Below are 23,104 nucleotides of genomic sequence, written 5' to 3'. Positions count from 1 at the left end.
ATGGCCGCCGTCGATCCTCAACTGGCCGCCGAACGTGCGGTCAGCCTGCCGGAGCTGCTCACCAGCCGCGAATGCCGACAGGCGCGCCAGCAGGCGTGGCTGGCGCAGCACGAGTGCACGCTGCTGGTGCTGACGCTGGTGGTGCCCGGTCCGGTGAAGGACAGCGCGTTGACGCGCGGCATCTTCAACCTCGGGTGGGCGGCGCTGCTGCGGCTGTGCGCCGAACAGGGCTGGCCGAGCCCGCAGGCCGAGGCGCTGGCGCTCGCCACCGGCTGCGAAGGGTTTGTGGCGCTGCGCGCCGACGCCCAACGGGTAAAAGATTGCGCCATGCAGCTGGAGGTGAGCCGCCCGATCGGCCGGCTGTGGGATATCGACGTGCTGGATGCGCAGGGGCGAATCCTATCGCGCCGCGACATCGGCCTGCCGGCGCGGCGCTGCCTGCTGTGCGGCCAACCGGCCAAGATCTGCGCCCGCCAGCGGCGGCATGGCAGCGAGCAGCTGCTGCAAGAAATGGAAAGGATGTTCAACGATGCGATCTCTGCCGATTAATCCACCCGCCCGCCGAGCCGAGCCGGCCTGCGACTTCGCCCGCGCCGCCTTTCGCGCGCTGTTGGTGGAGGTCAACCTCACGCCCAAACCGGGGCTGGTGGATCGCCATAACACCGGCGCCCATCGCGACATGGATCTTGGGCATTTCTACCGCAGCGCCCGCGCCATCGGCGTGTGGCTGCCGCGTTTTATCCAGCGCGGCCGCGAAGACGCCTGCCGGCCGGCGGAGCGGCAGCTGGCGCGGCTGCGGCCGCTCGGCCTGGCCTGCGAAAACCAGATGTTTCGCGCCACCGGCGGCATTAACACCCATAAGGGGAGCGTGTTCTCACTCGGGTTGCTGTGCGCCGCCTTCGGCCGCCTGCAGCAGCAGGGCCGGGCCATCAGCGCCGCATCGTTATGCGCCGAAGTGGCGGCGATGTGCCGAGGGCTGGTGGACAGCGAACTGCGATGCAACAACGCCGGGCAGACCGCCGGCCAGCGCTTGTTCGCTGCGTATGGCCTCAGCGGCGCGCGCGGCGAGGCGGAATCCGGTTTTCGGTTGGTGCTTGACGGCGCGCTGCCGCTGTATCGGCAACGGCTGGCCGCCGGCGGCGACGAACAGCGGGCGCTGCTGGACAGCCTGCTGTGGCTGATGGCCCACAACGATGACACCAACGTCGCCTCGCGCGGCGGCCTGCGCGGGCTGCGCTGGCTGCGGCGCCGGGCGGCTTTGCTGCTGGCGCAGGGCGGCTCGGCGGGGGAGGCGGGCCTGGCGCGCCTGCGGCGCTTCGATGCCGACTGCATTGCCCGCAACCTCAGCCCCGGCGGCAGCGCCGACTTGTTGATAGTGACCTGGCTGCTGGCGCAGCTGGGTGCCCAAGAATAATAACCAAGCCTTCAGGAGAGTCCCTATGTCCCAAACCCAGGAAAAGATCTGGAAAGCGATAGCGCCGCTGGCGGTGCTCGCGATCCTGTTATTGATACCGGTGCCCGACGGCATGCCGCCGCAGGCGTGGCACTATTTCGCCATCTTTGTGGCGATGATCGTCGGCATGATTCTGGAGCCGATCCCGGCCACCGCCATCAGTTTTATCGCGGTGACCGTCAGCGTGCTGAGCGCCAACTGGGTGCTGTTCGGCGCGCAGGAACTGGCGGAGCCGGGTTTCAAGGCCGGTAAAGAGGCGCTGAAATGGGGGCTGGCGGGCTTCTCCAGCACCACCGTCTGGCTGGTGTTCGGCGCCTTTATCTTCGCGCTGGGCTACGAGGCCACCGGGCTGGGGCGGCGCATCGCGCTGTTCCTGGTGAAATTCATGGGCAAGCGCACGCTGACGCTGGGCTATGCGGTGGTGATCATCGATATCCTGCTGGCGCCGTTCACGCCGTCCAACACCGCGCGCACCGGCGGCACGGTGTTCCCGGTGGTGAAAAACCTGCCGCCGCTGTTCGATTCCTTCCCTAACGATCCCTCTTCGCGCCGCATCGGCGGCTACCTGATGTGGATGATGGTGGTCGGCACCAGCATCAGCTCCTCGATGTTCGTCACCGGCGCCGCGCCGAACGTGCTGGGCATCGAGTTCGTCGGCAAAATAGCCGGGGTGCACATCAGCTGGATGCAGTGGTTCCTGGCGTTCCTGCCGGTCGGCCTGCTGCTGCTGATCATCGCGCCGTTGATCTCCTACTACCTCTACAAGCCGGGCGTGACCCACAGCAGCGAAGTGGCCGCCTGGGCGAATACCGCGCTGGGGGAAATGGGTAAGCTGACGCGCAAGGAGTACACCCTGATCGGCCTGGTGCTGCTCAGCCTGTGCCTGTGGGTGTTCGGCGGCAAGGTGCTGGACGCCACCGCGGTGTGCCTGTTGGCGGTGTCGCTGATGCTGGCGCTGCACGTGGTGTCGTGGAAAGACATTACCAAATACTCCAGCGCCTGGAATACGCTGGTTAACCTGGCGACGCTGGTGGTGATGGCCAACGGCCTGACGCGCTCCGGCTTTATCGACTGGTTCGCCCAAACCATGAGCACCCACCTGGACGGCTTTTCGCCGAACATGACGGTGGTGGCGCTGGTGCTGGTGTTCTACTTCGCCCACTACCTGTTCGCCAGCCTGTCGGCGCACACCGCCACCATGCTGCCGGTGATCCTGGCGGTCGGCAAAGGGTTGCCGGGCGTGCCGATGGAGCAGCTGTCGATGCTGCTGGTGCTGTCGATCGGCATTATGGGCGTGCTGACGCCGTACGCCACCGGGCCGGGGGTGATTATCTACGGCTGCGGCTATGTGAAGTCGAAAGACTACTGGCGCCTGGGCGGCATTCTCGGCGTGGTGTACATCGCCGCGCTGTTGCTGATCGGTTGGCCAATCATGAGCCTGTGGTACTGAGTTGACGCACAGCGGTCGCCGCCCGGTGGCCGCTGGTACGATCTTTTCCCGTGAGCCCTGTCACACACTTGTCACACTAACCCCGCCATCATACGCAGGCAAACGCTAACACCTTAAAAATAATCATTTTCCGGGAGCCTCTGCGGATGAGAAAAAAAACGTTATTGCTGTGCCTGCCTTTGTTATTCACCGGGAACGCGCTGGCGGACGCCGGCGGTTATCAACTGGAACAGGTGCTGGTGATGAGCCGCCATAACCTGCGCGCGCCGCTGGCCAACAACGGCAGCGTGCTGGCGCAGTCCACGCCGAAGGCCTGGCCGGCCTGGGAAACGCCGGGCGGCCAGCTGACCACCAAGGGCGGGGTGCTGGAAGTGTATATGGGGCACTATTTCAACGCCTGGCTGAAGCAGACCGGCCTGTTGCCGCAAGAGGGCTGCCCGACCGCCGGCAGCGTGTACGTCTACGCCAACAGCCTGCAGCGCACGGTGGCCACCGCGCAGTTCTTCAGCAATGGCGCGTTCCCGGGCTGCGACGTCAGCGTGCACCATCAGGACAAGATGGGCGAGATGGATCCGACCTTCAACCCGATCATCACCGACACCAGCGAAGCCTTCAACCAGCAGGCGCTGGCGGCGATGAACGCCGCGCTGGGATCGCTGAAGCTGGATGCCTCTTATCAGCAGTTGGCGAAGATCATCGACTACAAGGATTCCGCCGCCTGCAAGACCGACAAACACTGCGACCTGACCAAAGAAGCCAGCGTGATGAGCGCGGTGCCGGGCAAAGAGCCGGGCGTCACCGGCCCGCTGCGGGTGGGCAACTCGCTGGTGGACGCCTTTATGCTGCAGTACTACGAAGGTTTCCCGATGAAAGAGGTGGCCTGGGGCAAAATCGCCACGCCGCACCAGTGGCAGCAGCTGGCGCAGTTGAAAGACGGCTATCAGGATTCGCTGTTCACCTCGCCGGTGGTGGCGCAGAACGTCGCCAAGCCGCTGCTGACCTACATCAACAACGCGCTGCTGGGCGAGCGCAAACCGGACGCGCCGAAGCTGACGGTGCTGGTGGGCCACGACTCCAATATCGCCTCGCTGCTGTCGGCCATGCAGTTCCAGCCGTATCAGCTGCCGCAGCAGTACGAGAAAACGCCGATCGGCGGCAAACTGGTATTCCAGCGCTGGCGCGACGCGCAGAACGACCGTGAATTGCTGAAGATCGAGTACGTCTATCAGTCCACCGAACAGCTGCGCAAGGCGACGCCGCTGACGCTGCAAACCCCGCCGCAGCGCGTGACGCTGGCGCTGAAAGGCTGCCCGATCGATAAAGACGGCTTCTGCGCCTGGAGCGATTTCGAGAAGACCATGAAAGGCATCTTGTAATGCCCGGCCTCTCTCCCGAATGCGGGGGAGAGGCATAGGCGCGGCTGCCGGGGGATTGTGCTTGAATCCCCTCAACCGATCACCTAGCATTTCGTTAGGTGTAACGGGGAGATAAAACCATGCGACCATCCATTGTTCTTGCAGAACATCGCCAGGCGATCCGAAAAACGGTTGGGCTGTTCCCTGCTGCCAATCCGCGTATTTTCGGCTCGGTGCTGCATGGCACCGATCGGGAGGGCAGTGATTTGGATCTGTTGGTCGATGCGTTGCCGGGCGCCACGTTGTTTGATCTGGGGGGGCTGCAGTCGGAACTGGAAGCGCTGCTGGGCATACAGGTGGATCTACTGACGCCGCTCGATTTGCCGCCGGCCTTTCGCCAGCAGGTTTTGGCGGAGGCCCAGCCGGTATGAAAGATGCGCGGTTGGTCGATTATCTGAGTCACATGCAACAGGCGGCGCAGGATGCCTGCGATTTCGTTGATGGCTTGGCGGCGGTAGATTTTATCGAAGATAAACGCACTCAGCAGGCGGTCATTATGAGCCTGATTATTATTGGTGAAGCCGTGACGAAAATCATGGATGGCAGCCCCGCGTTTACGCAACGCCATCCTGAAATCCCTTGGCGAAACATGCGCGGCATGCGTAATCGAATTGCGCACGGTTATTTTGATATCAACCTTGAAGTGGTCTGGGCGACGGTGCAAACGGCGTTGCCGGAACTGCTTACACAGCTGGTGGCAGTACGCCAGGATGCTGAGAAGTTAAACGACGGTGATTAAGCTTTCTTTGGGCAGTGACTCTGATTCCTGCCGGATCCCCACTTTTATCCGCAATATCGAATTTTTCACGCCGGACGGCTATCCGGGCCAGGTGGCGCGCTGCCAGTTTGCGCTGGCGGAGTATCGCGACGACAGTTTTCCCGAGGCGGGCTTTACGCTGCCGGACCACCTGGCGCGCGCGGTGCCGAAACGCCGTGCGGAGTATCTGGCCGGGCGTGTGCTGGCGCGGCAGCTGCTGGCGCCGCTCGGTTTCGCCGACTTCACCCTGGCGCGCGGCGAAGATCGCGCGCCGCAGTGGCCGCCGGGCATCGCCGGGGCGCTAAGCCATAATTCGCATACCGCGCTGTGCGCCGTACACCGAGAGAGCGGGCTGGGCGGCGTTGGGCTGGATGTGGAGACGCTGCTGTCCGTGGCGCGAGCGGAGGAGCTGTGGAGCGCGATCGTTTCACCGGTGGAGCGCGAGACGTTGCTGGGCGAAACGCTGCCGTTCAACGAGCTGCTGACGCTGACGTTTTCCGCCAAAGAGAGCCTGTTCAAAGCGCTGTACCCGCAGGTGCGCCGATATTTCGATTTTCTTGATGCGCGGATGGTGGCGGTGGATGCGCAGCGGCAGACGTTCGAATTGGCGCTGCTCACCACGTTGACGCCGCATTGCTGCGCCGGACGGCGTTTCGCCGGGCGGTTTTGGCGTGAAGGTGACGATGTCACGACTTTTATTTTTTGCTAAAACACAATAATAACAGTGTGTTATTTCTTGTTGTGGCGTAACGCGAATTTGCCGCGGCGTGCGGAAAGATTCATTCATCGGAGATTGACCGACGGTGGGGATCCGGTGTAATTTACCCACCCTTTACAGCTAATGATAATTATTCGCATAAACATTATCATTGGTGAGGCGCAACAAAGGAGTGGTCTTGTGGCGACACTGACGACAGAAAACCAAACCTTCTCCGGGTTTGAGTACGCCGAACAATCGACCTTTTTGTACCGGTCAGAATTCCGTTCCCTCTCCGCCCACGGCGTGTTTGAGCGTATCGAGACGCCGGCGTTCGGCGGCGAGCAGGAAGGCAGCGCGCTGGCGCAGCATATTCGCCAGGCGCTGGCGCGCGCCAAAGCCGCCGGCCAGGCGGCCCCGGTGGTGGTGGGCGCCATTCCGTTCGACACGCGCCGGCCTTCCTGCCTGTATATACCTGAAGAAAGCCGATTCGTCGCCAACGACAGCTTTATCCGCGCCGCGCGCCCGATGCTGCAACAGCCGCATCGCCTGGTCGCCTGCACCAGTATTCCAGACGAACCGCGATTCAAACACGCGGTCGCGGAAGCGGTCAGCCGCTTTAAACAAGGCAAGCTGGACAAGGCGGTGCTGTCGCGCATCCTCGATATCGAGCTGGAACAACCGGTGGCCGGCCACCGGATCCTCAATAACCTGATGGTGCAGAACCCGACCGGTTACCACTTCTCCCTGCCGCTGGCCGATGGCAGCGTGTTGATCGGCGCCAGCCCTGAACTGCTGATCCGCAAGCAGGGCGGCGAGATCCACACCAATCCGCTGGCGGGCTCGGCGCGCCGGCAGGACGATCCGCAGCAGGATCGCCTCGGCAGCGAGCGCCTGATGCGCTCGACCAAAGACAAATACGAACACAAGCTGGTGATCGACGATATTCGTCGGCATCTGACGCCGCTGTGCGCCACCCTGAGCGTGCCCAGCGGCCCGTCGCTGCTCAGCACCGGCACCATGTGGCACCTGTCCACCCGCATTCGCGGCGAGTTGCTGAATCCGGATCTCAACGTGATGCAGCTCCCCTGCCTGCTGCATCCGACGCCGGCGCTGTGCGGCTTCCCGACCGAGAGCGCCCGCCAGCTGATCGCCGCTCTGGAACCGCACGATCGCGGCTTGTTCAGCGGCATTGTCGGCTGGTGCGACGCCAACGGCGACGGCGAGTGGGCGATCGTCATCCGCAGCGGGCTGCTGCGCGGCAACCGGGTGCGGCTGTTCGCCGGCGCGGGCATCGTCGCCGCCTCGACGCCGCAGTCCGAGTGGATGGAAACCACCGCCAAACTGGGCACCATGCTCAACGCTTTCGGCCTGAACAGCGGCGCGCTGTAGGCCTCTTTGCGGCGCAGTCCGCGCCGCGTCATAGCCTTTCGCAGGAGACAACGATGAACAACAACATGACCCGGCGGTGCGCCCGGATGGCGGTGCGCGCATGAGCATTCAGATGGATTTCACCGGCAAACGCGTGTGGGTGACCGGCGCGGCGCGCGGCATCGGCGAGCAGATCGCCCGCCACTTTTTAACCCAGGGCGCCGAGGTGGTGGGGTTTGACCGAGAATTCGCCAATCCGGATCTGCCTTACCCCTGCGTGACGTTGGACATCAGCCGGCCGGAGCAGGTGGAGGCGGTGTGCCGCCAACAGCTGGCGGAGAACCCGCGACTGGACGTGTTGGTCAACGCCGCCGGCATTCTGCGCATGGGCAATACCGAAGATCTGAGCGTGGATGACTGGCACCAGTGCATCAACGTCAACGCCTCGGGGGCGTTTTACCTGTTCCGCGCCGTGCTGCCGCACTTCAAGGCGCAGCGCAGCGGGGCGATCGTCAGCATCGGCTCCAACGCCGCGCACGTGCCGCGCGCGCAGATGGCGGCCTACTGCGCCTCCAAGGCGGCGCTGACCAGCCTGAACCACTGCGTGGGGTTGGAGATGGCGCCGTTCGGCGTGCGGTGCAATCTGGTGTCGCCGGGCTCGACCGACACGCCGATGCAGCGCGGCATGTGGCAGACCGACGATGCGCAGCAACGCACCATCGCCGGCTTCCCCGAGATGTTCAAGCTGGGGATCCCGCTGGGTAAAATCGCGCGTCCGGACGAGATCGCCAACGCGGTGCTGTTCCTGGCCTCGGATTTGGCCAGCCACATCACCATGCAGGACATCGTGATCGACGGCGGCGCCACGCTGGCCGCCTGAGTCAGACCCGCTGGCGGCGCAGCAGGTGCCGCGCGCCCTCCGCCGCCAGCAGCAGCACCGCCAGCCAGATCGCCAGATAGGTTGGCCATTCGCTTTGGCTGATGCTCTCGCCGAGCAGCAGCGCGACAAGCACCAGCAGCACCGGTTCCACATAGCTCAGCAGGCCGAACAGGCTGAACGGCAGCATGCGGCTGGCGAGGATGTAACACACCAGCGCCACGGCGCTGATGACGCCGAGCAGCGGAATGCGCCAATACAGCTCGGCATTGATCTGCAGCGCCGCCGCGCCGCCGTCGCCGAAGGCGAACCAGGCCGCCGCCGGCAGCATCAGCGTCAGCTCGCACCACAGGCCGCCGAGATTGTCGGTGCCGAAACGCCGCCGCAAAATAAAGTAGAGCGGATACCCCAGCGCCACCACCAGCGTCGGCCACGATACGCCGCCCGCCTGATACAGCTCATTGCCCACCCCCGCCACGGCGCACGCCACCGCCAGTTTTTGCAGCAGCGACAGCCGATCGCGGTAGATCAAACGGCCCGCCAGCACCATGGTCAGCGGCAGCAGAAAATAGCCGAGCGACACGTCGAGCGCCTTGCCGTGCAGCGGCGCCCACAGGAACAGCCACAGCTGCACCCCCAGCAGCGCCGAGGTGAGCAGCAGGCCCAGCAGACGCGGCGGCCGTTGGCCTATCCCGACCAGCGTGTCGCTCACCTTGCGCCAATCGCCAGACAGCGCCATGAACAGCGTCAGGAACGGCAGCGTCAGCAGCGTGCGCCAGCCGTAGACCTGTTCGCCGTTCAGCGGGGTGAGGGTAGAGGTGAAGTAATACATCGCGCCGAACAAGATGGAGGCGACGACCGAAAGAGTGATGCCCTTAATCACACGTATTCCTGGTGAGTGATTGATTTTATGGCGGCTACTGTAGAGAAATTTGCCGCCAACGACAATGGCGCAGCCGGGCGCTGGACAATCGGCGGCGTCGGGTTACAATGGATACTGTGTATTCATACAGGCTTTGGCGATGACAATCGATCTTTTTGAAGACGCGCTGCCGCCGCCGTGGCGTGAAGAGATCGCCCCCGGCGCGGTGGTGATGCACGGCTTTGTGCGCGATCACGGGCCGGCACTGCTGGCGGCGGTGCAGGGCGTGGTGGCGCAGGTGCCGTGGCAGCATTTGACCACCCCCGGCGGGCACGTGATGTCGGTGGCGATGAGCTGGTGCGGCAACGGCTGGACCAGCGACAGCCGCGGCTACCGTTACTCGGAACGCGACGCGCGCAGCGGCAAACGCTGGCCGCCGATCCCGCCTATTCTGATGGCGTTGGCGGACGAAGCCGCGCAGCAGGCGGGCTTTGGCCCCTTCGTGCCGGATTCCTGTTTGATGAACCGTTACGATCCGGGCAGCAAGCTGTCACTGCATCAGGATAAAGACGAGCACGACTTCGGCGCGCCGATCGTCTCGGTGTCGCTCGGGTTGCCGGCGGTATTTCAGTTCGGCGGGCTGCAACGCAGCGACCGGGCGCGGCGCATCCCATTGGCGCACGGCGACGTGGTGGTGTGGGCGGCCCGTCGCGGCTCTGTTTCCACGGCATCCTGCCGGTCAAAGAAGGCTACCACTCGCTGGTGGGGCCGCACCGCATCAACATCACGCTACGCAAGGCGCTTTAGCTGCGGCTCCTGCGCCAGGCAGGCGACGAGATAGTCGATAAACACCCGCAGTTTGGGCGGCAGATACTGGTTGGGCGCGTAAAGCAACCACAGGCCACCGTGATAGCTGCTGAGGAAATCCCATTCCGGCAGTACCTGCACGATCTCGCCCTCGTCGAGCGCCTGGCGGGCGGTAAAGTACGGTAGGCTGCCGATGCCGATATGCCGTTTCACCGCATCCAGCCGCACGCCGGTGTGGTTGGCGGCGTAGCGGCCGCGCACGTTGACCGTCACCGTTTTGCCGCTGCGGCGGAACTTCCATTGCGCGTCGCTCGGCGTTTCTCCCAGATAGATGCAGCTGTGCGCCGCCAGATCGTGCGGGTGCTGCGGCGCGCCGTGCTGCGCCAGATAGTGCGGCGTGGCGCACAGCAGGTGGTCTATTCGCATCAGCTGACGGCCGATCAAGCCCGGCGACGGGCGATCGGTAATGCGCAGCGCCAGATCGACGCGGTCGTCGATCAGATCCATATAACGATCTTCCAGCCGCAGCCTCACGTCCACCTTCGGGTAGCGGCGCAGGAACTCCGGGATGTGCGGATGCAGCACGAAACGGCCTACCGCCTTGGGCACGCTGACGCTGACCAGCCCTTCGGGCTCTGCGGCGCCGCGCCCGCCGATCGCCATCACCGCGTCGGCCGCCGCCAGCAGGGTGCGGCAGTGCGCAAACGCCTCTTCGCCGCTTTCACTCAGCCGCAGTTTACGGGTGGTGCGGTGCAGCAGCTGCAGCGCCAGCGCCTGTTCGAGCTTCGCCACGCTGCGGCTGACGGCGGAAGGTGAAGCGCCCAGTTTGCGGGCGGCGGCGGAAAAGCTGCCGCTCTCCACGACCTGGACGAAAACGGCCATTTCGGCCAACAGCGTGTAAGAAAGATTTGTGCTCATGACGCAAAGGTCCATTGTGATGGCGGCGGATTATGCTCCGATTATGACATGAATATAATGGCTCTTCGAACCGAGGAGAAAAATGATGACCGAACGACGTTATTACTACAGCGACGATTTACAGGGCCAGGCGCAGGTGTTGAGCTGTGAGCCGGCCGAGGCGGGCGCTTACGCCGTGGAACTGGACGCCACGCTGTTTCACCCGCAGGGCGGCGGGCAGCCGGCCGACGTGGGAGCGTTGAACGGCGTCGCCGTGTTGCGGGTGCAGCAGCAGGGGGATAGGGTGTTGCACTATACCGCGGCGCCGCTGCCGATCGGGCCGGTCAATATGCAGGTCGACGAAGCGCAACGCCGGCTGCACGCCCGCTGGCACTCCGGCGGCCATCTGATCGGCTGGCTGGGGGAAACCCGCGGTTGGCGGCCGATGAAAGCGCATCATTGGCCGGGAGAAGGGCGCATCACGTTCACGCCGGGGCCGGACGTACAGACGCTGGAGGCGGCGTTTTTACACGCGGAGCTGGCGCGCCTGATCGCCGCCGATTTGCCGCGTCGCCAACAGGCGGTGGACGGGATGCGCCAGATCGGTTTCGGCGATCTGCCCGCCTACGGCTGCGGCGGCACGCATGTCGCCACGTTGGGCGAGGTGGGCGCGATCGCGATTACCGGCGTAAAGATGAAGAAAGGGCAGCTGATCGTGCAGTATGCGCTGGAATAAAAAGCGTCAGTGCCCGGCCTGCCGCAGCTGGGTGCAGAAGGCGCACTGACATCCCGCCACCGGCACCGCCTCACAGCGGCCGATATTCACCGGCTGGGCGTCCATAGCGTGAAAGCCGTAAAACAGATTTTCGATGTTCTGTTCCGCCGCACGCGCCTGTTCGGTGCGCGGCTCGGGCACTTTTGACTGAAACGCCGCAGCCTTGCCGGCCAACAGGCTGAGAAACAGCAGCGACAGCTGGATTTTCATCGTCGTCTTCCCTTTGCTTTTTTTGATACGTTATAACAAAACCAAAGCGCCGCCAAGCGCCGCTCTCGCGCTCGGCGCCCGCCGGCGCGTGAGCCGGTGCGGTGAACGCCCGAGCTTAATTCAGGTTAATCATTGATTTTATTGAAATTTATGAAATAGTCAGATGCCATCATCCAGGGCATGACAGGGCAGCCAATATTCTAAATACTTAATTGAAGAGGCGCTCGGGGCAGGAGAAGCGCTTTGGGTGCGCGCTTTTGCACGGCGCGCCTGCCGTTTTTGGCATGGACTGCATTTTCTCAGTGTCGTGGATTGTAAAATGGATTTTTGTAACCGGATTTCCGTGTGTTTATTGACGTTTAATTCATCGCGCCTGCTGCGTGACGTGTTGCAACCTGTGGCGGCGTTCGCCGATGAAATCATCGTGGTGGATTCGGGCAGTACTGACGGCACCTTGGCCATTTGCGACGACTTCAATATCAAGCCTCTTTATCACCCGTTTGAAACCCATGGCCGGCAAATGAATTACGCCATATCCCGCGCGCGACATGACTGGGTTTTGTGCCTGGACAGCGATGAGATCATGGATGATGAAGCGGTCGACGCGATGCGGCTTTTCAAGCGCACCCCAGGCCCCGACAAAAATAACGCCTATCGCATTCGTCGCGATTGGTTTGTGTTGGGACAGGCGGTCAGAACGCTTTATCCCGTCTCGTCACCGGATTACCCCATTCGCTTTTTTCATCGCCAGGTGGTGAAGTTCAATGATGCGCCGGTAGATGATGCGGCGGAAGGGGGCGCATCCACCTTGATACTGGCCGGGCACGTTAAACACGACACTTTTTTCTCAATCGAGGAAGTGTTTGCCAAGCTGAACAGCTATACGGCGCGCGTGGTGAAATACAAGGCGATAAGGCCATCGATTCTCCGTGGGGTGATTAGCGCCATCGGCGCATTTTTCAAGTGGTACATTTTCAGCGGCGCCTGGAAAGCGGGCCGGGTCGGGGCCGTGACCGGCGTTTACGCGGTGTCCTACAGCTTTTTGAAGTATTTCAAGGCGTGGTACCACAGATAGCCGAAGGCGGCGGGCGAAACCGCCTTCATCTCCTCGTTTAAACGCTGTCTTCAGCGATCAGCACCTCAGTAATATCAATGCGATGCAGCAGCTTTCTCTGTTTCTCATGGCTGATTTTCTTCATGCGGCGCAGCCGGTACAGCTCTTCTCTTTCTGCGTGCAACGAGGCTAAGTACAGCTGCTTTTCCAGCCGCTTCAGCGCCACGATATTCTTAACGTCTTCTTTGGTCAGAATTTTACGTTGCAGCACGTCCAGCATCCGCCGCGTCGTTTCTTCAATCAGTTCCGGCGTGGCGTCGTCCGGCGGGGCGACGAGCAGCTTTTCCTTGGTTTCGTTGACGGCCTTGGTCGCCGCGCTCGCCAAGGCTTCTGAAACGGAGAAAGCCTCTTCCTGATCTTCTTCCGGCGGCAGATTGCCGCGCAACAGGAAGGGCAGCGTGACGATGCCGACGACGATCGACAGCAAGATGACTCCCGAGGCGATAAACACCAGCTGATACCGCCCCGGGAATGGCGAGCCATCCAATAGAAACAGCGGAATTGACAGCACGCCCGCCAGGGTCACCGCCCCTCGCACCCCGGCAAAGGCGGCGACGAACAGATCGCGCGTGCTGAATTTCGAAAATAACAGCGGATCTTTGCGCATCAGGGTCGCGCTGCCGACCTTCATCAGCCACAGCCAAATCAAACGCACGGCGATCAAACTAAAATAGATGATCACCACGTAAGCCAGCAGCGTCTCCAGGCTGATGGAATGATCGATACCGGTTTGCGCCACGGTGAAGTTCAAGATGCCCGGCAGCTGCAGCCCAAGCAGAATAAACACCATGCCGTTAAACACGAACTCGAGCATTTCCCAAATATTATTGGTGCGTAAACGCACCAGCGGCATGCTGCGATTCACTTTGGATTGGCCAATCATCATGCCGGCGCTGACGGCGGCCAGGATGCCGGATACGCCGATTCTTTCCGCAATCAGATAGCAGGAAAAGGGCAGTAACAGCGAGAAAATAATCTGGGTGGCGGAATCGTTATACATCCATTTATGGATGAACTTAACCATTTGATTATAGAGAAAGACAATAATGATGCCGCACAGCACCCCGCCAATCGATACCTGAAGAAAGGTCAGAAAGGCGCTCTCCAGGGTAAACGCCATCGCGCCGAGCGCGACAGCGATGGAGAAGTTGAGGGAAACCAACCCGGAGGCGTCGTTCATCAGCGCCTCCCCTTCAATTACGCTCATCACGGGTTTGGGCATGCGTCCTTTACCGACGATGCCGGACAGCGCCACGGCGTCCGTTGGCGACAGAACGGCGGCCAGGGCAAATGCGGCGGCGAGGGGGATTGACGGGAGCAGGAAGTGAATCAGATAACCCACCCCGACGACCGTGATGATCACCAGCACCAGGGCCAGACAAAGGATTTCTCTGCCGTAATGGATGAACTCTTGCGCCGGCGTTTTCCAACCGTCGGCGAACAGCAGCGGGGGAATAAACAGCATCAAGAAAAGCTCGGGATTGAAGTCGATATGCAACCCAAACTGCGGCCAGGCCAACACGGCGCCAACGATGATTTGCATCAGCGGAAGCGGGATTTGGAAGGGCAATATGCGCGTCACGACGCCGGACAACGAGACGGTGAGCAATAAGATCAATATGGTGAAGAATGTTTCCATCGTGAACCTTTTGTGGATTTAATTTTTCTCGCCGTTATCAAACGGTTTTTCTGCATGCCGCCCCTCAGGCGGGCTCGTCGGGCAAGGCTGAACAGCGGCCACGGCGGCCGCTGTCGATAAAGAAAGCGCACTTGAGCAAGGCCGGTCTTCGCCCCGCTTACCTGTGTGATGGCGCAGGCAAACGGGGCAAAGGGTTAAGGCAGCGCAAACGCCATCACGTAATCGCCGGTTTCTGACGAATGCGCGGCGCCGCCGACCACAATAACAATGTATTGCTTGCCGGTTTTAGGCGAAACGTAGCTCATCGGCGTCGCGCTCGCGCCGACCGGCAGCGCATATTTCCAGACTTCTTTGCCGGTGCTGCTGTTGTAGGCGCGCAGATAATAGTCCTGGAAGCCGGCGAAGAAGACCAGGCCGCCGGCGGTCGTCATGGTGCCCGCGTAGGTGGGCATGCCAACCGGCATCGGCAGGTGCGATCTGATGCCCAGCGGCCCCATTTTTTCGGCGGTGCCGGCCGGTATCTGCCAGGCGATCTTTTTGTTTTTGTAATCGACGGCGGTGATCGTGCCGTAAGGGGGTTGGTTGCAAGGCACTTCGAGCGGCGACATCCACATCAACGTGATCATGCCGTATGGCGTGCCGATCATGGGAGAAGGCCCGTGGCCATCGATCACTTTTTGCGGGTACTGCTTCGCGACGCGTTCATAGCTGTCGCGCGCCACTAACCAAAACACATTCGGGATGCGCACATCGTTCATGTAAGCCATATGGTTTACAGGATCAATCGACATGCTCCCCCAGTTGAGTCCGCCTAAATTGCCGGGCTGCTCGAGCGTTGGGCGGGTGCCGATCGGGGTCATGTCGCCCTGGTAATTCATCTGTTTGAACAGGATGCGGCAGGCCATCTGGTCAAACAGGGTGGTGCCCCACATTTTTTCTTCGGTCAGGCGTTCGGCGCCAATGGTCGGCATGCCGACGGAGAACGGTTGGGTTGGCGAGAGGCGCTCTTCCTCTGCGGCGCCTTGGGTCGGCACGGCTTTCTCTTCAACCTGCGCCAGCGGCTTGCCGGTCTCCCGGTTCAGGTAGAAAATCTGCCCGCGTTTGGTGCCGAGCAAAAGGGCGGGCACCGGGCGATGTTGCTCATCAAAACCGTCTACCAGCGCGGGTTGGGACGCGAGGTCATAATCCCAAATGTCGTGATGCGTGGTTTGGAATTTCCAGCGCTCACGGCCTGTTTCAATATCAATGGCGACCAGGGCAGAGTTGTACTCATCCGAATTTTCCGGGCGATTCATGCCGTAATAGTCGGGCGTTGCATTGCCAAGCGGCGCATACAACAAGCCTAATTTGTCGTCATAGGCGGCGGTGGTCCACATATTCGGCGTGCCGCGGGTATAGGTGCTTCCGGCCGGCGGAGCCTTGGTGATGCCCGGATTGCCTAAGTCCCATGCCCAGTCCAACTCGCCGGTTTTGGCGTCGAACGCCCTGATGACGCCGGAAGGCTCGCCTTTCATTACGTTATCGATAACCCAGCCGCCGACGATAATCTTCCCTCTGGCGATGGTCGGCGCCGAGGTTTGGAAGTAATAACCCGGTTTGACTTCCCCCATATGCTGGCCGAGATTCACCTCACCGTTTTGACCGAAGGCGGGGCATTTCTGGCCCGTTTTGGCATCCAGCGCAATGAGGCGGGCATCGATCGTGGTGTGAACGATCGTTTTCTCGCACAGAGCGCCTGGCGCAACCTCCTCATTTTTGTAGTAGCCAAGCCCGCGGCAGCGTTGCCAAACGGGGGAGGTGGAATGCGAGTCAAATTTCCAGCGCGCTTTACCCGTATCGGCATCGATAGCGGTGATAAGGCCGTTGGGCGTGCAGCTATACACCACATCATCAATCGCGAGCGGGGTATTTTGGTCCACGCCCGGCCGGAAATCGCCGGTGCGATACACCCAGGCGAGTTTCAGATCTTTGACGGTTGAACGGTTCACCTGATTGAACGGCGCGTAGCGCGTTCCTTCCGTCGTGCGGCCATAGGCGCTCCAATCGGCAGGCGCATTGTCGCTTTTGCTCTCGATAAACGTCACGTCGCCAGCAGGGGTAATTTCGCCATGGGGAAAGAAGGCGCCGATAAAGAAAGCGACAAAGGCCACGGATAATGCCGAACCGGCGATGTAAGCCTGCTTTCGACTCTTGGCGCCGTGCAGGTACGAGGGAAGTAAAAACGCGGCGATAATAGAGAGGCCGGCGGGCACCAGCAGACGAGGGAACAATGCCCAGTAGTTAAGCCCCGATTCCCAAAGCGCCCACAGCACCGTCATCAAAAACAGCAGGCCGGTTAAGTAACAAGCCGATTTGCTGCGCTTGAGGACCAGCACTGCGGCGGCGATGTAGCCTATCCCGGTAATGGCATAGTAGAACGATCCGCCGAGGGCGATCAGCCAAATTCCCCCCACGGTTAACGCGACGCCAGAAAAAACCAGCAAGCAAAAGAACGTGATTATTGCGGCTCTCTTACCAAACGATGTTCTAATCATATGTTTTCCTTTGACTTTTAAATCCACATTGGATCACCATCCCATCGCTGCCAACGCGTAAAATGCCGGCGCGAAAGGCAAGGCATTTCCCGCCTTGAGACTTTTTATTCTTTAACGCTTTAGGGGCATTGAGTTGTCGTTTTGATATCCATTTCAACAGTGGCCATTGCGGCTTGGATCAGTCGCCAGACCAAGATAAGGGGTTTTTATTGGGCGATGACAGAACGCGCGCGATAAAAATAACCATCAACATTTTTATTTAATACCGGGTTGTAACCGTCTCGCAGAGATACGGTTTTTTGGGTGCGCTGGGCAATCCGATATTTTATTGCAGTGATAAACGCATTGAATGAAAGAGCCTCTCTGGACTAATTATTTAGAGTGATGATGAATGCGGAATTGCTTTTAATCACGAGGTTGCGTAGAGGTTTACCCTGCGTTGAGTTCAGGGTGAAACGTCATTCTTTATCAAGCCGGTGTCGATAGAAACGGCGAAAAAAATGATTTAATGCCATTCTTTCCCCATCGACATAGACAATATAACCTTTCCCGCGTTCGCCGACGGTGACTTTTTCAACATTAACATTAGGATAGTGTTTTTTTAGGTTTTTAGACCATACTTGAATACTCATAATTCTATTTTCCTGACGCGCTTTATTCTTGTTTAAGGCATATTGATAGCACCCGTAAAAATAAGTCTCGTAGAAATAAAATATCGTCACTACCTGAGGATGTCTACAAGCGTGCGGGTGGGATAAAGCGAAAAATGCCGGTTGCGCTCAGGCGGGGTATTTAGTGCAAATAGAATAAAAACAATAAGTTATCCAATCGGCCGCACAAAAAGCAAATGTGGGTAACACATTGATATTTAAGGTTTTGGTACGTAAGTCATATCGAAGTCAACGCTTAACGGATAAGCGGTGATTCCTTGTGGGGGCGAGAAGAACTCATCTTGGCGCGATCTTCATAGCGATATTGACGTGTTTTCCAATTAGATAAGTCTTAAAGTTGGCGCTTTGCAGCGAGTGGGTAATGAGTGGTTTTGAGCCTAAATTCATCATAACTCTTTATTGGTAAATATAAATCATTACCCTTTTTAATAAATGGCAACGCCGATAGTGACAGGGTTACCGCGCTGGCCCTGGCGCTACCTCTTTCTCTCTGTGCTTGATAGGGAAGACAATGGGGATATAGGTCTTCATCTCTATTCTATCGCCGCCTTTGGGGGTGATAATTTCAATGAGAAAGCGATCGATCATGCCAACTTTATTTATCGGGAATGATTTGGTGTAGATACTTTGCGTGAATTTTTGCGCCTCATCGCTTGCGCCGTCATAACTGAACTCTGCATAAAGTTGCATGTCTTTTTTTCCCTGGGCGTCGGCCAGAGAGGCAAGCACGCTGCCAAGGCAGTCTTCTTCAGAAATATAGAGGGTCTTCAAATAGATGCTGACGTAATTTTCTTTCTTGATGCTCGCGCCAAAATTGAAAAAGTTAATCACGCCGCTATCCGTTTTTTCATGTTATCAATTGCCGCCAATCGCAGCGCGGAAACCGCAGGATGGAAGTGATCTATCTCTGCATCAACGCCATCCCCTGAATCGTCGAAAAATTTTGGCAGGTGCACATAGCGATGCTCGGGAATGCCGTCGAGAAACAGCAATGGGATGGCGGAGGACACGTCCCACGATTTACTTTTGCGATACTGCATCGGCGAGGTTCTGAATTGCTTGCGAAACGCCCGTTCAAAGGATTGATATGACTGAAAGTTCAGCGCTTTAACGATATCGGAAATAGAGAGATTCGTCGCTTTCAACATAAATGCGGCGCGAATGAGTTTTCTGCCCCTCACATAGCTCCCGAAAGTCATCCCTGTTTCATCTTTAAACGCTTTTTGGATATGCCCGCGTGAATATCCGCTTTTTTCTGACAGCATCTCAACGGTGAGCTTCTCATTGAACCCACTTTCTTCCACCCAGGCGAGCAGCTCCTCAATGACTTTGGTTATAAACATGCAGGAGCTCCCTTTTAGTTATCTGCCTAATGGTTGCGTTGGGTAAAATAACGCGTTATCGGTATTCAGCGATAAGCCCCCAATTTATCCGTTCTTTTAGGAAATATCCTGAGTATAGAACGCTTGCAATATTAACGCGGTAAATTAAAAAAAATAGTACTTAAAAGTGTCATTTACCAGATAGCAGCGTATGGCGAAGAAGGAGAAAGTACAGGGATACATTTTAAGTGTATTAATTTATTGATTTTTATGGGTTTGCGTGAATGAGTTAAGGTGGGGGAGCACATTTTTTGCTCATTGATAGATAAAAACTCTATCTGGCTGTCAATTTATTGACAGTAACATCTTTTCGAATCGAAATAATTAACTATTCTATGTTTAAGAGTGGGTGGTTAAGCGGCAAATAGGCCAGGCAGGGGATTGCGCAATTAAATAATGGTTAATCCAAGGGGGTATCAAGGATAATGACATTCAGGGAGGAGTATGAGGAGGGTATTTTCACGAAAAATAGCGTTTGCTATTTATCTTCTGGCTGTGGCCTGCGTTTTTTGAGGCAGAATAAACGCTGAGCGTTGTTCTGTCTTGGCGTCCGTGGTTTATCAGCGTTTTTCCACACGACTTCTTTGTGAATCTCATCTTGTGCGAGAGGTGAATCGGCATCTTTCGCCCTGGAAATGATTTTTGTGCAACGTGATGCGTGGATATATTTGAACGGATATGGGAATGCCATTCTTCGAAAGAAAGCAAGCCGGACAGCTTTTGGTTCCGCAAGAAGAGAGATGCATTCAATAATAAAAATAGCAAGATGACAGGCTTTACTATGGATTGTTCTAACAAGTTCAGACGCAATATTTTAGATGAGATAATCGCTATCATTGAAAAAGCCATTGATACACAAAGCCATGTATCAATAAGGGCGCTATCCATTAAGTCAGGGTATTCCATCGGGCATTTACAGCGGATGTTCTATTTGTATGAAGGGATGAAGATAGGGACCTATATCAGAAAGCGCAGACTAAGCCGCGCGACGTTATTGCTGAAATGTACCGATATGAAGATCTATGAAATCGCGTTGCTCTCCGGGTTTAGTTCTCAGCAATCATTTAGCCGTGCGTTTTCAAATCAATTCGGTTGCCCGCCGAGAACATTCAGAACCCTGCGCGATTGGCCTTTTCTCAATTATCAACCGATTATTGGCTTCGATAAAGAGCCTTTCCCCAGCAGCATCGTGTACTTGAATTTGCATGAGTATTACGAGAATAAAAGGATCGTGCAACTGCTTTCGCCGGTAATCAGCCGGGGGCAGATGAAGGTAAGCGTAAAGAATCCAATAACCTGTAGCCTGTACAACGCATCGGCAAAGTACATTGCGATCAGACGCAATGAAAAAAAGATGAGCGAAAACGAGTTCATCCTATCGCTCTATGAGGGGTGTTGGCTTCCCTGGATATCTTCATCACGCAAAGCGTAATCTTTAAAATTCACGATCACTGCCCCGGTGAAAAGGAAAATGTCAGCATGTGGTATTTCATCCCGATAAAATGAGCTTTGTTTATCGCGGGCGGCAGCAGGTTGCCTGATCACAACGGAAAGCTTGGGTTATGCCATCGATATTTTGATGGCGCCCTCCCGTCAACGCCCCCATAAGCCTGTTTCCGCCAACGGAACGGTTGGTGAGGGAGAAAAAAACCGACCGCGAGGGTCGGTAAGCATGGGGTATTCAATAGGTATGACAACACTACAATTAAATAATAGCGCGCGTTGAGGTTTTGTCTTTACCGAAAAGTGTTATCTCACGGAACAATGGACTCGGCATGCGCGCATCCTCTTTGGCAATAAGACGTGGGGCCTGCGACGCGCAGGCGTCATGAAATGAAGATAAAAAAAGCCGGCGATTAACGCCGGCCAATGAAACATCGACAATCTCTCTGAGATGCACGGCCCTACACGGGAAATAAGACCATGCAGTTGCTATGTAATCCTACCTGGCGCGTTTTTTTTTTACCAAAAAGCGATATTTTTTTTGGCAGGGGAGGTGGGGGAATAAAAAAGCCGGTCGTGACGACCGGCGAATGCGAAAATAACAGGGTAACGTTAATTGAAAGTGCACATAAAATGATAGCGAATTAATCCTAGCACTGACATCGGCGGTATATTTTACCTAAAAATGTCTTTGCGGCATTGGCATTACCGCCCGGCTCCGACGGCGATATGAGTTTGTGCGCAGAGGAGAAAGGGCGGCCGATGCTGCGCCCTCCGAAGCCAGGCTAAGATCCCAGCGGCCAAACCGCCTCGCGCACGGCGATCGCTTTGGGCAACAGCCCCAGGGCGTAGAAGCGGTCGGCGATGCTTTGCTGCTGGCGGATCACCTGCAAATCCATGGCGCGGATCTCGTGGCTGCGGCGCGACAGAGCGAGTTCCAGCGAGGCGCTCGCCAGCCCCAGTTCGTCGGAAAGGTGACGAGCGGCTTCTCTCGGCTGCGCGGCAATGTAGCGGCCGGTGTGCTGCAATGCTTGCATCAGCGGCTGCAACAGATCGCCCGAGCGTTCGGCGAACTCGCGGCGCGCCAGATAGAATTGCTGATTGAGCACCCGTTGGGTGCCGTCGGCGATCACGCGCAGTTCCCCGCTGCGCTGCGCGTCGCTGAGCAGCGGATCCCACATCATCCAGGCGTCCACCGCCTGCAGGTCGGTCGCCGACAGCGGATACTTCGGCGGCGCATAGACGATGCGCACATCGTTCAACGTCATTCCCTGTTCGTCCAACATCTGCAGCAATAAATAGTGCACGTTGGAGCCTTTGTTGAGTGCGATGCGTTTGCCGCGCAGATCGGCGGCGCTGCGTATCGGGCTGTCTTGCGGCACCACCATCGCCACGCTTTGCGGGGCCGGCGGCTCAAACCCGACATACACCAGCGTGTTGCCCTGCGCCTGCGCGAAGATCGGCGGCACTTCGCCGGTGGTGCCGAAGTCTATTTCATCGCCGTCGAGCGCGTGCAGCAGCTGCGGCCCGGCGGGAAACTCGCTCCACAGTACGCTGATGCGCTGTGCGGCGAAGTGCTGTTCCAGGCTTTGCCGCGCCTTGAGCACGCCGAGGTTGCCAAATTTTTGATAGCCGATGCGCAGTTCGCGTTCGGGCAGCGGCGCTGCGCTGATGGCCGGCGAATGCGCGGGCGCGCCGACGCTGCGGCGGCGCGGTTTGATCAGACCAAGATGCGCCAAATGGGTGCGCAGGGTATTGCGGCTGACGCCGAGCAAGGCCGCCGCCTGCAGCTGGTTGCCGCCGCTGCGTTCGAAGGCGTTGCGCACCAGCGCATCCAGCACCCGTTGGTAGAGCTGGGTTCCGTCGCCTTGCAACTGCTGCTGCACGAAGCGATCGATGGCGTCGTCACCGCCGCCGCCGTGATCCGTCAGGCGTTGCGTGAGCCGCAGTTGCTGCGGGGCGATCGGCCCCTCCTGGCTCAGCAAGACCGCATTATGCAGCGTGTTCTCCAGCTCGCGCACGTTGCCGGGCCAGGGGTAGTCCAGCAGCGCCTGCTGCGCCTCCACCGTCAACTGCAGCGGCGGCCGTCCCAGCCGGCGGGCGTACAGCGCAAGAAAGTGTCTGGTCAGCGCCGGAATGTCCTCCGGCCGCTGGCGCAACGGGGGTAAGGTCACCGCCGCGACGTTCAGCCGGTAATAGAGATCTTCGCGGAAGCGCCGTTGGCGGATTGCGCCGGCCAGATCGACGTGGGTGGCGGCGATGACCCGCACATCGATCTTCAGCGGTTTGCGCGAACCGACGCGGGTGATTTCCCGTTCCTGCAACACGCGCAGCAGCTTGACCTGCAGCGACAGGTTGAGTTCGCCGATCTCGTCCAGCAGCAGGGTGCCGCCTTCCGCCGCTTCGAACCAGCCCTGATGGGTGCCGACGGCGCCGGTGAAGGCGCCTTTCTCATGGCCGAACAATTCGGCTTCCGCCAGGCTTTCCGTCAGCGCGCCGCAGTTGACCGCCAAAAAAGGGCGATGGCGGCGCGCGCTGTGGTGGTGCAGATAGCGCGCCACCACCTCTTTGCCGGTGCCGGTTTCGCCGACGATCAGTACGGTAGCGTCGGTGGGGGCCAGCCGATCGAGCACGCTTTGCAGAGCGAGCGACGCCGGATCGATCAGCACCGGTTTGTCGGCGGCGAACGGTTGGGGATCGTACATGGGCGTCTCCTGGCTGACGGCGAAGGGGGAAAAAATCTTATCCCA

21 protein-coding genes and 1 pseudogene are annotated in these 23,104 nt (G+C 58.7%); 13 read left to right on the top strand and 9 right to left on the bottom strand.

The genetic code is table 11. From position 1 onward, the window contains the following. The 9 genes from citX (at position 1) to dhbA (ending at position 8,023) form a co-directional block, all read left to right on the top strand. On the top strand, positions 1 to 549 hold the full coding sequence (gene citX / locus SERRSCBI_RS15535; RefSeq protein WP_033651845.1) for a citrate lyase holo-[acyl-carrier protein] synthase: 549 nt from the start codon (positions 1 to 3) through the stop codon (positions 547 to 549). Next, the gene (gene citG / locus SERRSCBI_RS15530) at positions 530 to 1,414 is read left to right on the top strand and encodes a triphosphoribosyl-dephospho-CoA synthase CitG (protein WP_033651844.1); all 885 of its coding nucleotides are present in this window, start codon (positions 530 to 532) and stop codon (positions 1,412 to 1,414) included. Before citX ends, citG begins: the two co-directional genes overlap by 20 nt. 25 nt (positions 1,415 to 1,439) lie before the next feature. Then, on the top strand, positions 1,440 to 2,903 hold the full coding sequence (locus SERRSCBI_RS15525; RefSeq protein ID WP_033643712.1) for an anion permease: 1,464 nt from the start codon (positions 1,440 to 1,442) through the stop codon (positions 2,901 to 2,903). Positions 2,904 to 3,049: 146 nt separating this feature from the next. After that, positions 3,050 to 4,279, top strand: coding sequence for a bifunctional glucose-1-phosphatase/inositol phosphatase (gene agp / locus SERRSCBI_RS15520; RefSeq protein ID WP_042784988.1), 1,230 nt, complete (start codon positions 3,050 to 3,052; stop codon positions 4,277 to 4,279). A 119-nt stretch (positions 4,280 to 4,398) separates the two neighbouring features. After that, on the top strand, positions 4,399 to 4,689 hold the full coding sequence (locus tag SERRSCBI_RS15515; protein WP_015378435.1) for a nucleotidyltransferase family protein: 291 nt from the start codon (positions 4,399 to 4,401) through the stop codon (positions 4,687 to 4,689). Further along, a complete protein-coding gene (locus tag SERRSCBI_RS15510) occupies positions 4,686 to 5,057 on the top strand; it encodes a DUF86 domain-containing protein (RefSeq protein WP_042784987.1) in 372 nt (123 codons plus the stop codon). The genes SERRSCBI_RS15515 and SERRSCBI_RS15510 overlap by 4 nt, the downstream gene beginning before the upstream one ends. Before the next feature lie 34 nt (positions 5,058 to 5,091). Beyond that, on the top strand, positions 5,092 to 5,784 hold the full coding sequence (locus SERRSCBI_RS15505) for a 4'-phosphopantetheinyl transferase (protein ID WP_042785751.1): 693 nt from the start codon (positions 5,092 to 5,094) through the stop codon (positions 5,782 to 5,784). 189 nt (positions 5,785 to 5,973) lie between these two features. Further along, positions 5,974 to 7,164 carry an isochorismate synthase MenF gene (locus tag SERRSCBI_RS15500; RefSeq protein WP_042784986.1) on the top strand — a complete coding sequence of 397 codons (1,191 nt, stop codon included), beginning with the start codon at positions 5,974 to 5,976 and terminating at the stop codon, positions 7,162 to 7,164. Positions 7,165 to 7,264: 100 nt separating this feature from the next. Next, the gene (gene dhbA / locus SERRSCBI_RS15495) at positions 7,265 to 8,023 is read left to right on the top strand and encodes a 2,3-dihydro-2,3-dihydroxybenzoate dehydrogenase (RefSeq protein WP_039565253.1); all 759 of its coding nucleotides are present in this window, start codon (positions 7,265 to 7,267) and stop codon (positions 8,021 to 8,023) included. A 1-nt stretch (position 8,024) separates the two neighbouring features. Here the strand turns inward: dhbA and rarD are convergent, their stop codons facing one another. Continuing rightward, positions 8,025 to 8,903, bottom strand: a complete 879-nt coding sequence (rarD, locus tag SERRSCBI_RS15490; RefSeq protein WP_033643705.1) for an EamA family transporter RarD — start codon at positions 8,901 to 8,903, stop codon at positions 8,025 to 8,027. 139 nt (positions 8,904 to 9,042) lie between these two features. Between rarD and alkB the strand changes: the two are divergent. Beyond that, a pseudogene (alkB, locus tag SERRSCBI_RS15485) lies at positions 9,043 to 9,689 on the top strand (DNA oxidative demethylase AlkB). Here alkB and SERRSCBI_RS15480 read toward each other — a convergent pair. Continuing rightward, on the bottom strand, positions 9,672 to 10,607 hold the full coding sequence (locus SERRSCBI_RS15480) for a LysR family transcriptional regulator (RefSeq protein ID WP_042784983.1): 936 nt from the start codon (positions 10,605 to 10,607) through the stop codon (positions 9,672 to 9,674). The pseudogene alkB and the gene SERRSCBI_RS15480 sit on opposite strands and share 18 nt — an antisense overlap. 85 nt (positions 10,608 to 10,692) lie before the next feature. Between SERRSCBI_RS15480 and SERRSCBI_RS15475 the strand changes: the two genes are divergently transcribed. After that, positions 10,693 to 11,322, top strand: a complete 630-nt coding sequence (locus SERRSCBI_RS15475) for a serine-tRNA(Ala) deacylase AlaX (RefSeq protein ID WP_033651838.1) — start codon at positions 10,693 to 10,695, stop codon at positions 11,320 to 11,322. 6 nt (positions 11,323 to 11,328) lie between these two features. Here the strand turns inward: SERRSCBI_RS15475 and SERRSCBI_RS15470 are convergent, their stop codons facing one another. Next, positions 11,329 to 11,571 carry a hypothetical protein gene (locus tag SERRSCBI_RS15470; protein WP_042784981.1) on the bottom strand — a complete coding sequence of 81 codons (243 nt, stop codon included), beginning with the start codon at positions 11,569 to 11,571 and terminating at the stop codon, positions 11,329 to 11,331. Positions 11,572 to 11,890: 319 nt separating this feature from the next. Here SERRSCBI_RS15470 and SERRSCBI_RS15465 point away from each other — a divergent pair, with 319 nt between their 5' ends. After that, positions 11,891 to 12,646, top strand: a complete 756-nt coding sequence (locus tag SERRSCBI_RS15465) for a glycosyltransferase family 2 protein (protein ID WP_042784980.1) — start codon at positions 11,891 to 11,893, stop codon at positions 12,644 to 12,646. Between the two features lie 37 nt (positions 12,647 to 12,683). On the opposite strand, the gene SERRSCBI_RS15460 is transcribed toward SERRSCBI_RS15465, so the two are convergent. From SERRSCBI_RS15460 to SERRSCBI_RS25145, 5 genes are all read right to left on the bottom strand, one after another. After that, on the bottom strand, positions 12,684 to 14,324 hold the full coding sequence (locus SERRSCBI_RS15460) for a Na+/H+ antiporter (protein WP_016927100.1): 1,641 nt from the start codon (positions 14,322 to 14,324) through the stop codon (positions 12,684 to 12,686). A 194-nt stretch (positions 14,325 to 14,518) separates the two neighbouring features. Beyond that, the gene (locus SERRSCBI_RS15455) at positions 14,519 to 16,858 is read right to left on the bottom strand and encodes a membrane-bound PQQ-dependent dehydrogenase, glucose/quinate/shikimate family (protein ID WP_049866695.1); all 2,340 of its coding nucleotides are present in this window, start codon (positions 16,856 to 16,858) and stop codon (positions 14,519 to 14,521) included. A gap of 458 nt (positions 16,859 to 17,316) precedes the next feature. Continuing rightward, on the bottom strand, positions 17,317 to 17,490 hold the full coding sequence (locus SERRSCBI_RS24795; protein WP_154219870.1) for a hypothetical protein: 174 nt from the start codon (positions 17,488 to 17,490) through the stop codon (positions 17,317 to 17,319). 495 nt (positions 17,491 to 17,985) lie between these two features. Then, a complete protein-coding gene (locus SERRSCBI_RS25150; protein ID WP_042784979.1) occupies positions 17,986 to 18,360 on the bottom strand; it encodes a hypothetical protein in 375 nt (124 codons plus the stop codon). After that, a complete protein-coding gene (locus SERRSCBI_RS25145; RefSeq protein WP_049866694.1) occupies positions 18,357 to 18,872 on the bottom strand; it encodes a helix-turn-helix domain-containing protein in 516 nt (171 codons plus the stop codon). The genes SERRSCBI_RS25150 and SERRSCBI_RS25145 overlap by 4 nt, the downstream gene beginning before the upstream one ends. Positions 18,873 to 19,569: 697 nt before the next feature. Between SERRSCBI_RS25145 and SERRSCBI_RS23800 the strand changes: the two genes are divergently transcribed. Further along, positions 19,570 to 20,343 (top strand): helix-turn-helix domain-containing protein, encoded by a 774-nt coding sequence (locus tag SERRSCBI_RS23800; protein WP_232230714.1) that lies wholly within the window; start codon positions 19,570 to 19,572, stop codon positions 20,341 to 20,343. Between the two features lie 796 nt (positions 20,344 to 21,139). Here SERRSCBI_RS23800 and SERRSCBI_RS15435 read toward each other — a convergent pair. Then, positions 21,140 to 23,059, bottom strand: coding sequence for a sigma-54-dependent Fis family transcriptional regulator (locus SERRSCBI_RS15435; protein WP_042784978.1), 1,920 nt, complete (start codon positions 23,057 to 23,059; stop codon positions 21,140 to 21,142). Positions 23,060 to 23,104 lie beyond the last annotated feature (45 nt).

This window comes from Serratia sp. SCBI (assembly GCF_000747565.1).
GTDB lineage: Bacteria > Pseudomonadota > Gammaproteobacteria > Enterobacterales > Enterobacteriaceae > Serratia > Serratia ureilytica.
The sequence above is the reverse complement of the archived record's forward strand: the minus strand, read 5'-3'. Positions and strand labels throughout refer to the sequence as shown.

Bases quoted from the DNA above. Each gene is read 5' to 3' on its own strand.
- citX (WP_033651845.1), top strand. From the start codon at position 1: ATGGCCGCCGTCGATCCTCAACTGGCCGCCGAACGTGCGGTCAGCCTG.
- citG (WP_033651844.1), top strand. From the start codon at position 530: ATGCGATCTCTGCCGATTAATCCACCCGCCCGCCGAGCCGAGCCGGCC.
- SERRSCBI_RS15525 (WP_033643712.1), top strand. From the start codon at position 1,440: ATGTCCCAAACCCAGGAAAAGATCTGGAAAGCGATAGCGCCGCTGGCG.
- agp (WP_042784988.1), top strand. From the start codon at position 3,050: ATGAGAAAAAAAACGTTATTGCTGTGCCTGCCTTTGTTATTCACCGGG.
- SERRSCBI_RS15515 (WP_015378435.1), top strand. From the start codon at position 4,399: ATGCGACCATCCATTGTTCTTGCAGAACATCGCCAGGCGATCCGAAAA.
- SERRSCBI_RS15510 (WP_042784987.1), top strand. From the start codon at position 4,686: ATGAAAGATGCGCGGTTGGTCGATTATCTGAGTCACATGCAACAGGCG.
- dhbA (WP_039565253.1), top strand. From the start codon at position 7,265: ATGAGCATTCAGATGGATTTCACCGGCAAACGCGTGTGGGTGACCGGC.
- SERRSCBI_RS15480 (WP_042784983.1), bottom strand. From the start codon at position 10,607: ATGAGCACAAATCTTTCTTACACGCTGTTGGCCGAAATGGCCGTTTTC.
- SERRSCBI_RS15475 (WP_033651838.1), top strand. From the start codon at position 10,693: ATGACCGAACGACGTTATTACTACAGCGACGATTTACAGGGCCAGGCG.
- SERRSCBI_RS15470 (WP_042784981.1), bottom strand. From the start codon at position 11,571: ATGAAAATCCAGCTGTCGCTGCTGTTTCTCAGCCTGTTGGCCGGCAAG.
- SERRSCBI_RS15465 (WP_042784980.1), top strand. From the start codon at position 11,891: ATGGATTTTTGTAACCGGATTTCCGTGTGTTTATTGACGTTTAATTCA.
- SERRSCBI_RS15460 (WP_016927100.1), bottom strand. From the start codon at position 14,324: ATGGAAACATTCTTCACCATATTGATCTTATTGCTCACCGTCTCGTTG.
- SERRSCBI_RS15455 (WP_049866695.1), bottom strand. From the start codon at position 16,858: ATGATTAGAACATCGTTTGGTAAGAGAGCCGCAATAATCACGTTCTTT.
- SERRSCBI_RS24795 (WP_154219870.1), bottom strand. From the start codon at position 17,490: ATGAGTATTCAAGTATGGTCTAAAAACCTAAAAAAACACTATCCTAAT.
- SERRSCBI_RS25145 (WP_049866694.1), bottom strand. From the start codon at position 18,872: ATGTTTATAACCAAAGTCATTGAGGAGCTGCTCGCCTGGGTGGAAGAA.
- SERRSCBI_RS15435 (WP_042784978.1), bottom strand. From the start codon at position 23,059: ATGTACGATCCCCAACCGTTCGCCGCCGACAAACCGGTGCTGATCGAT.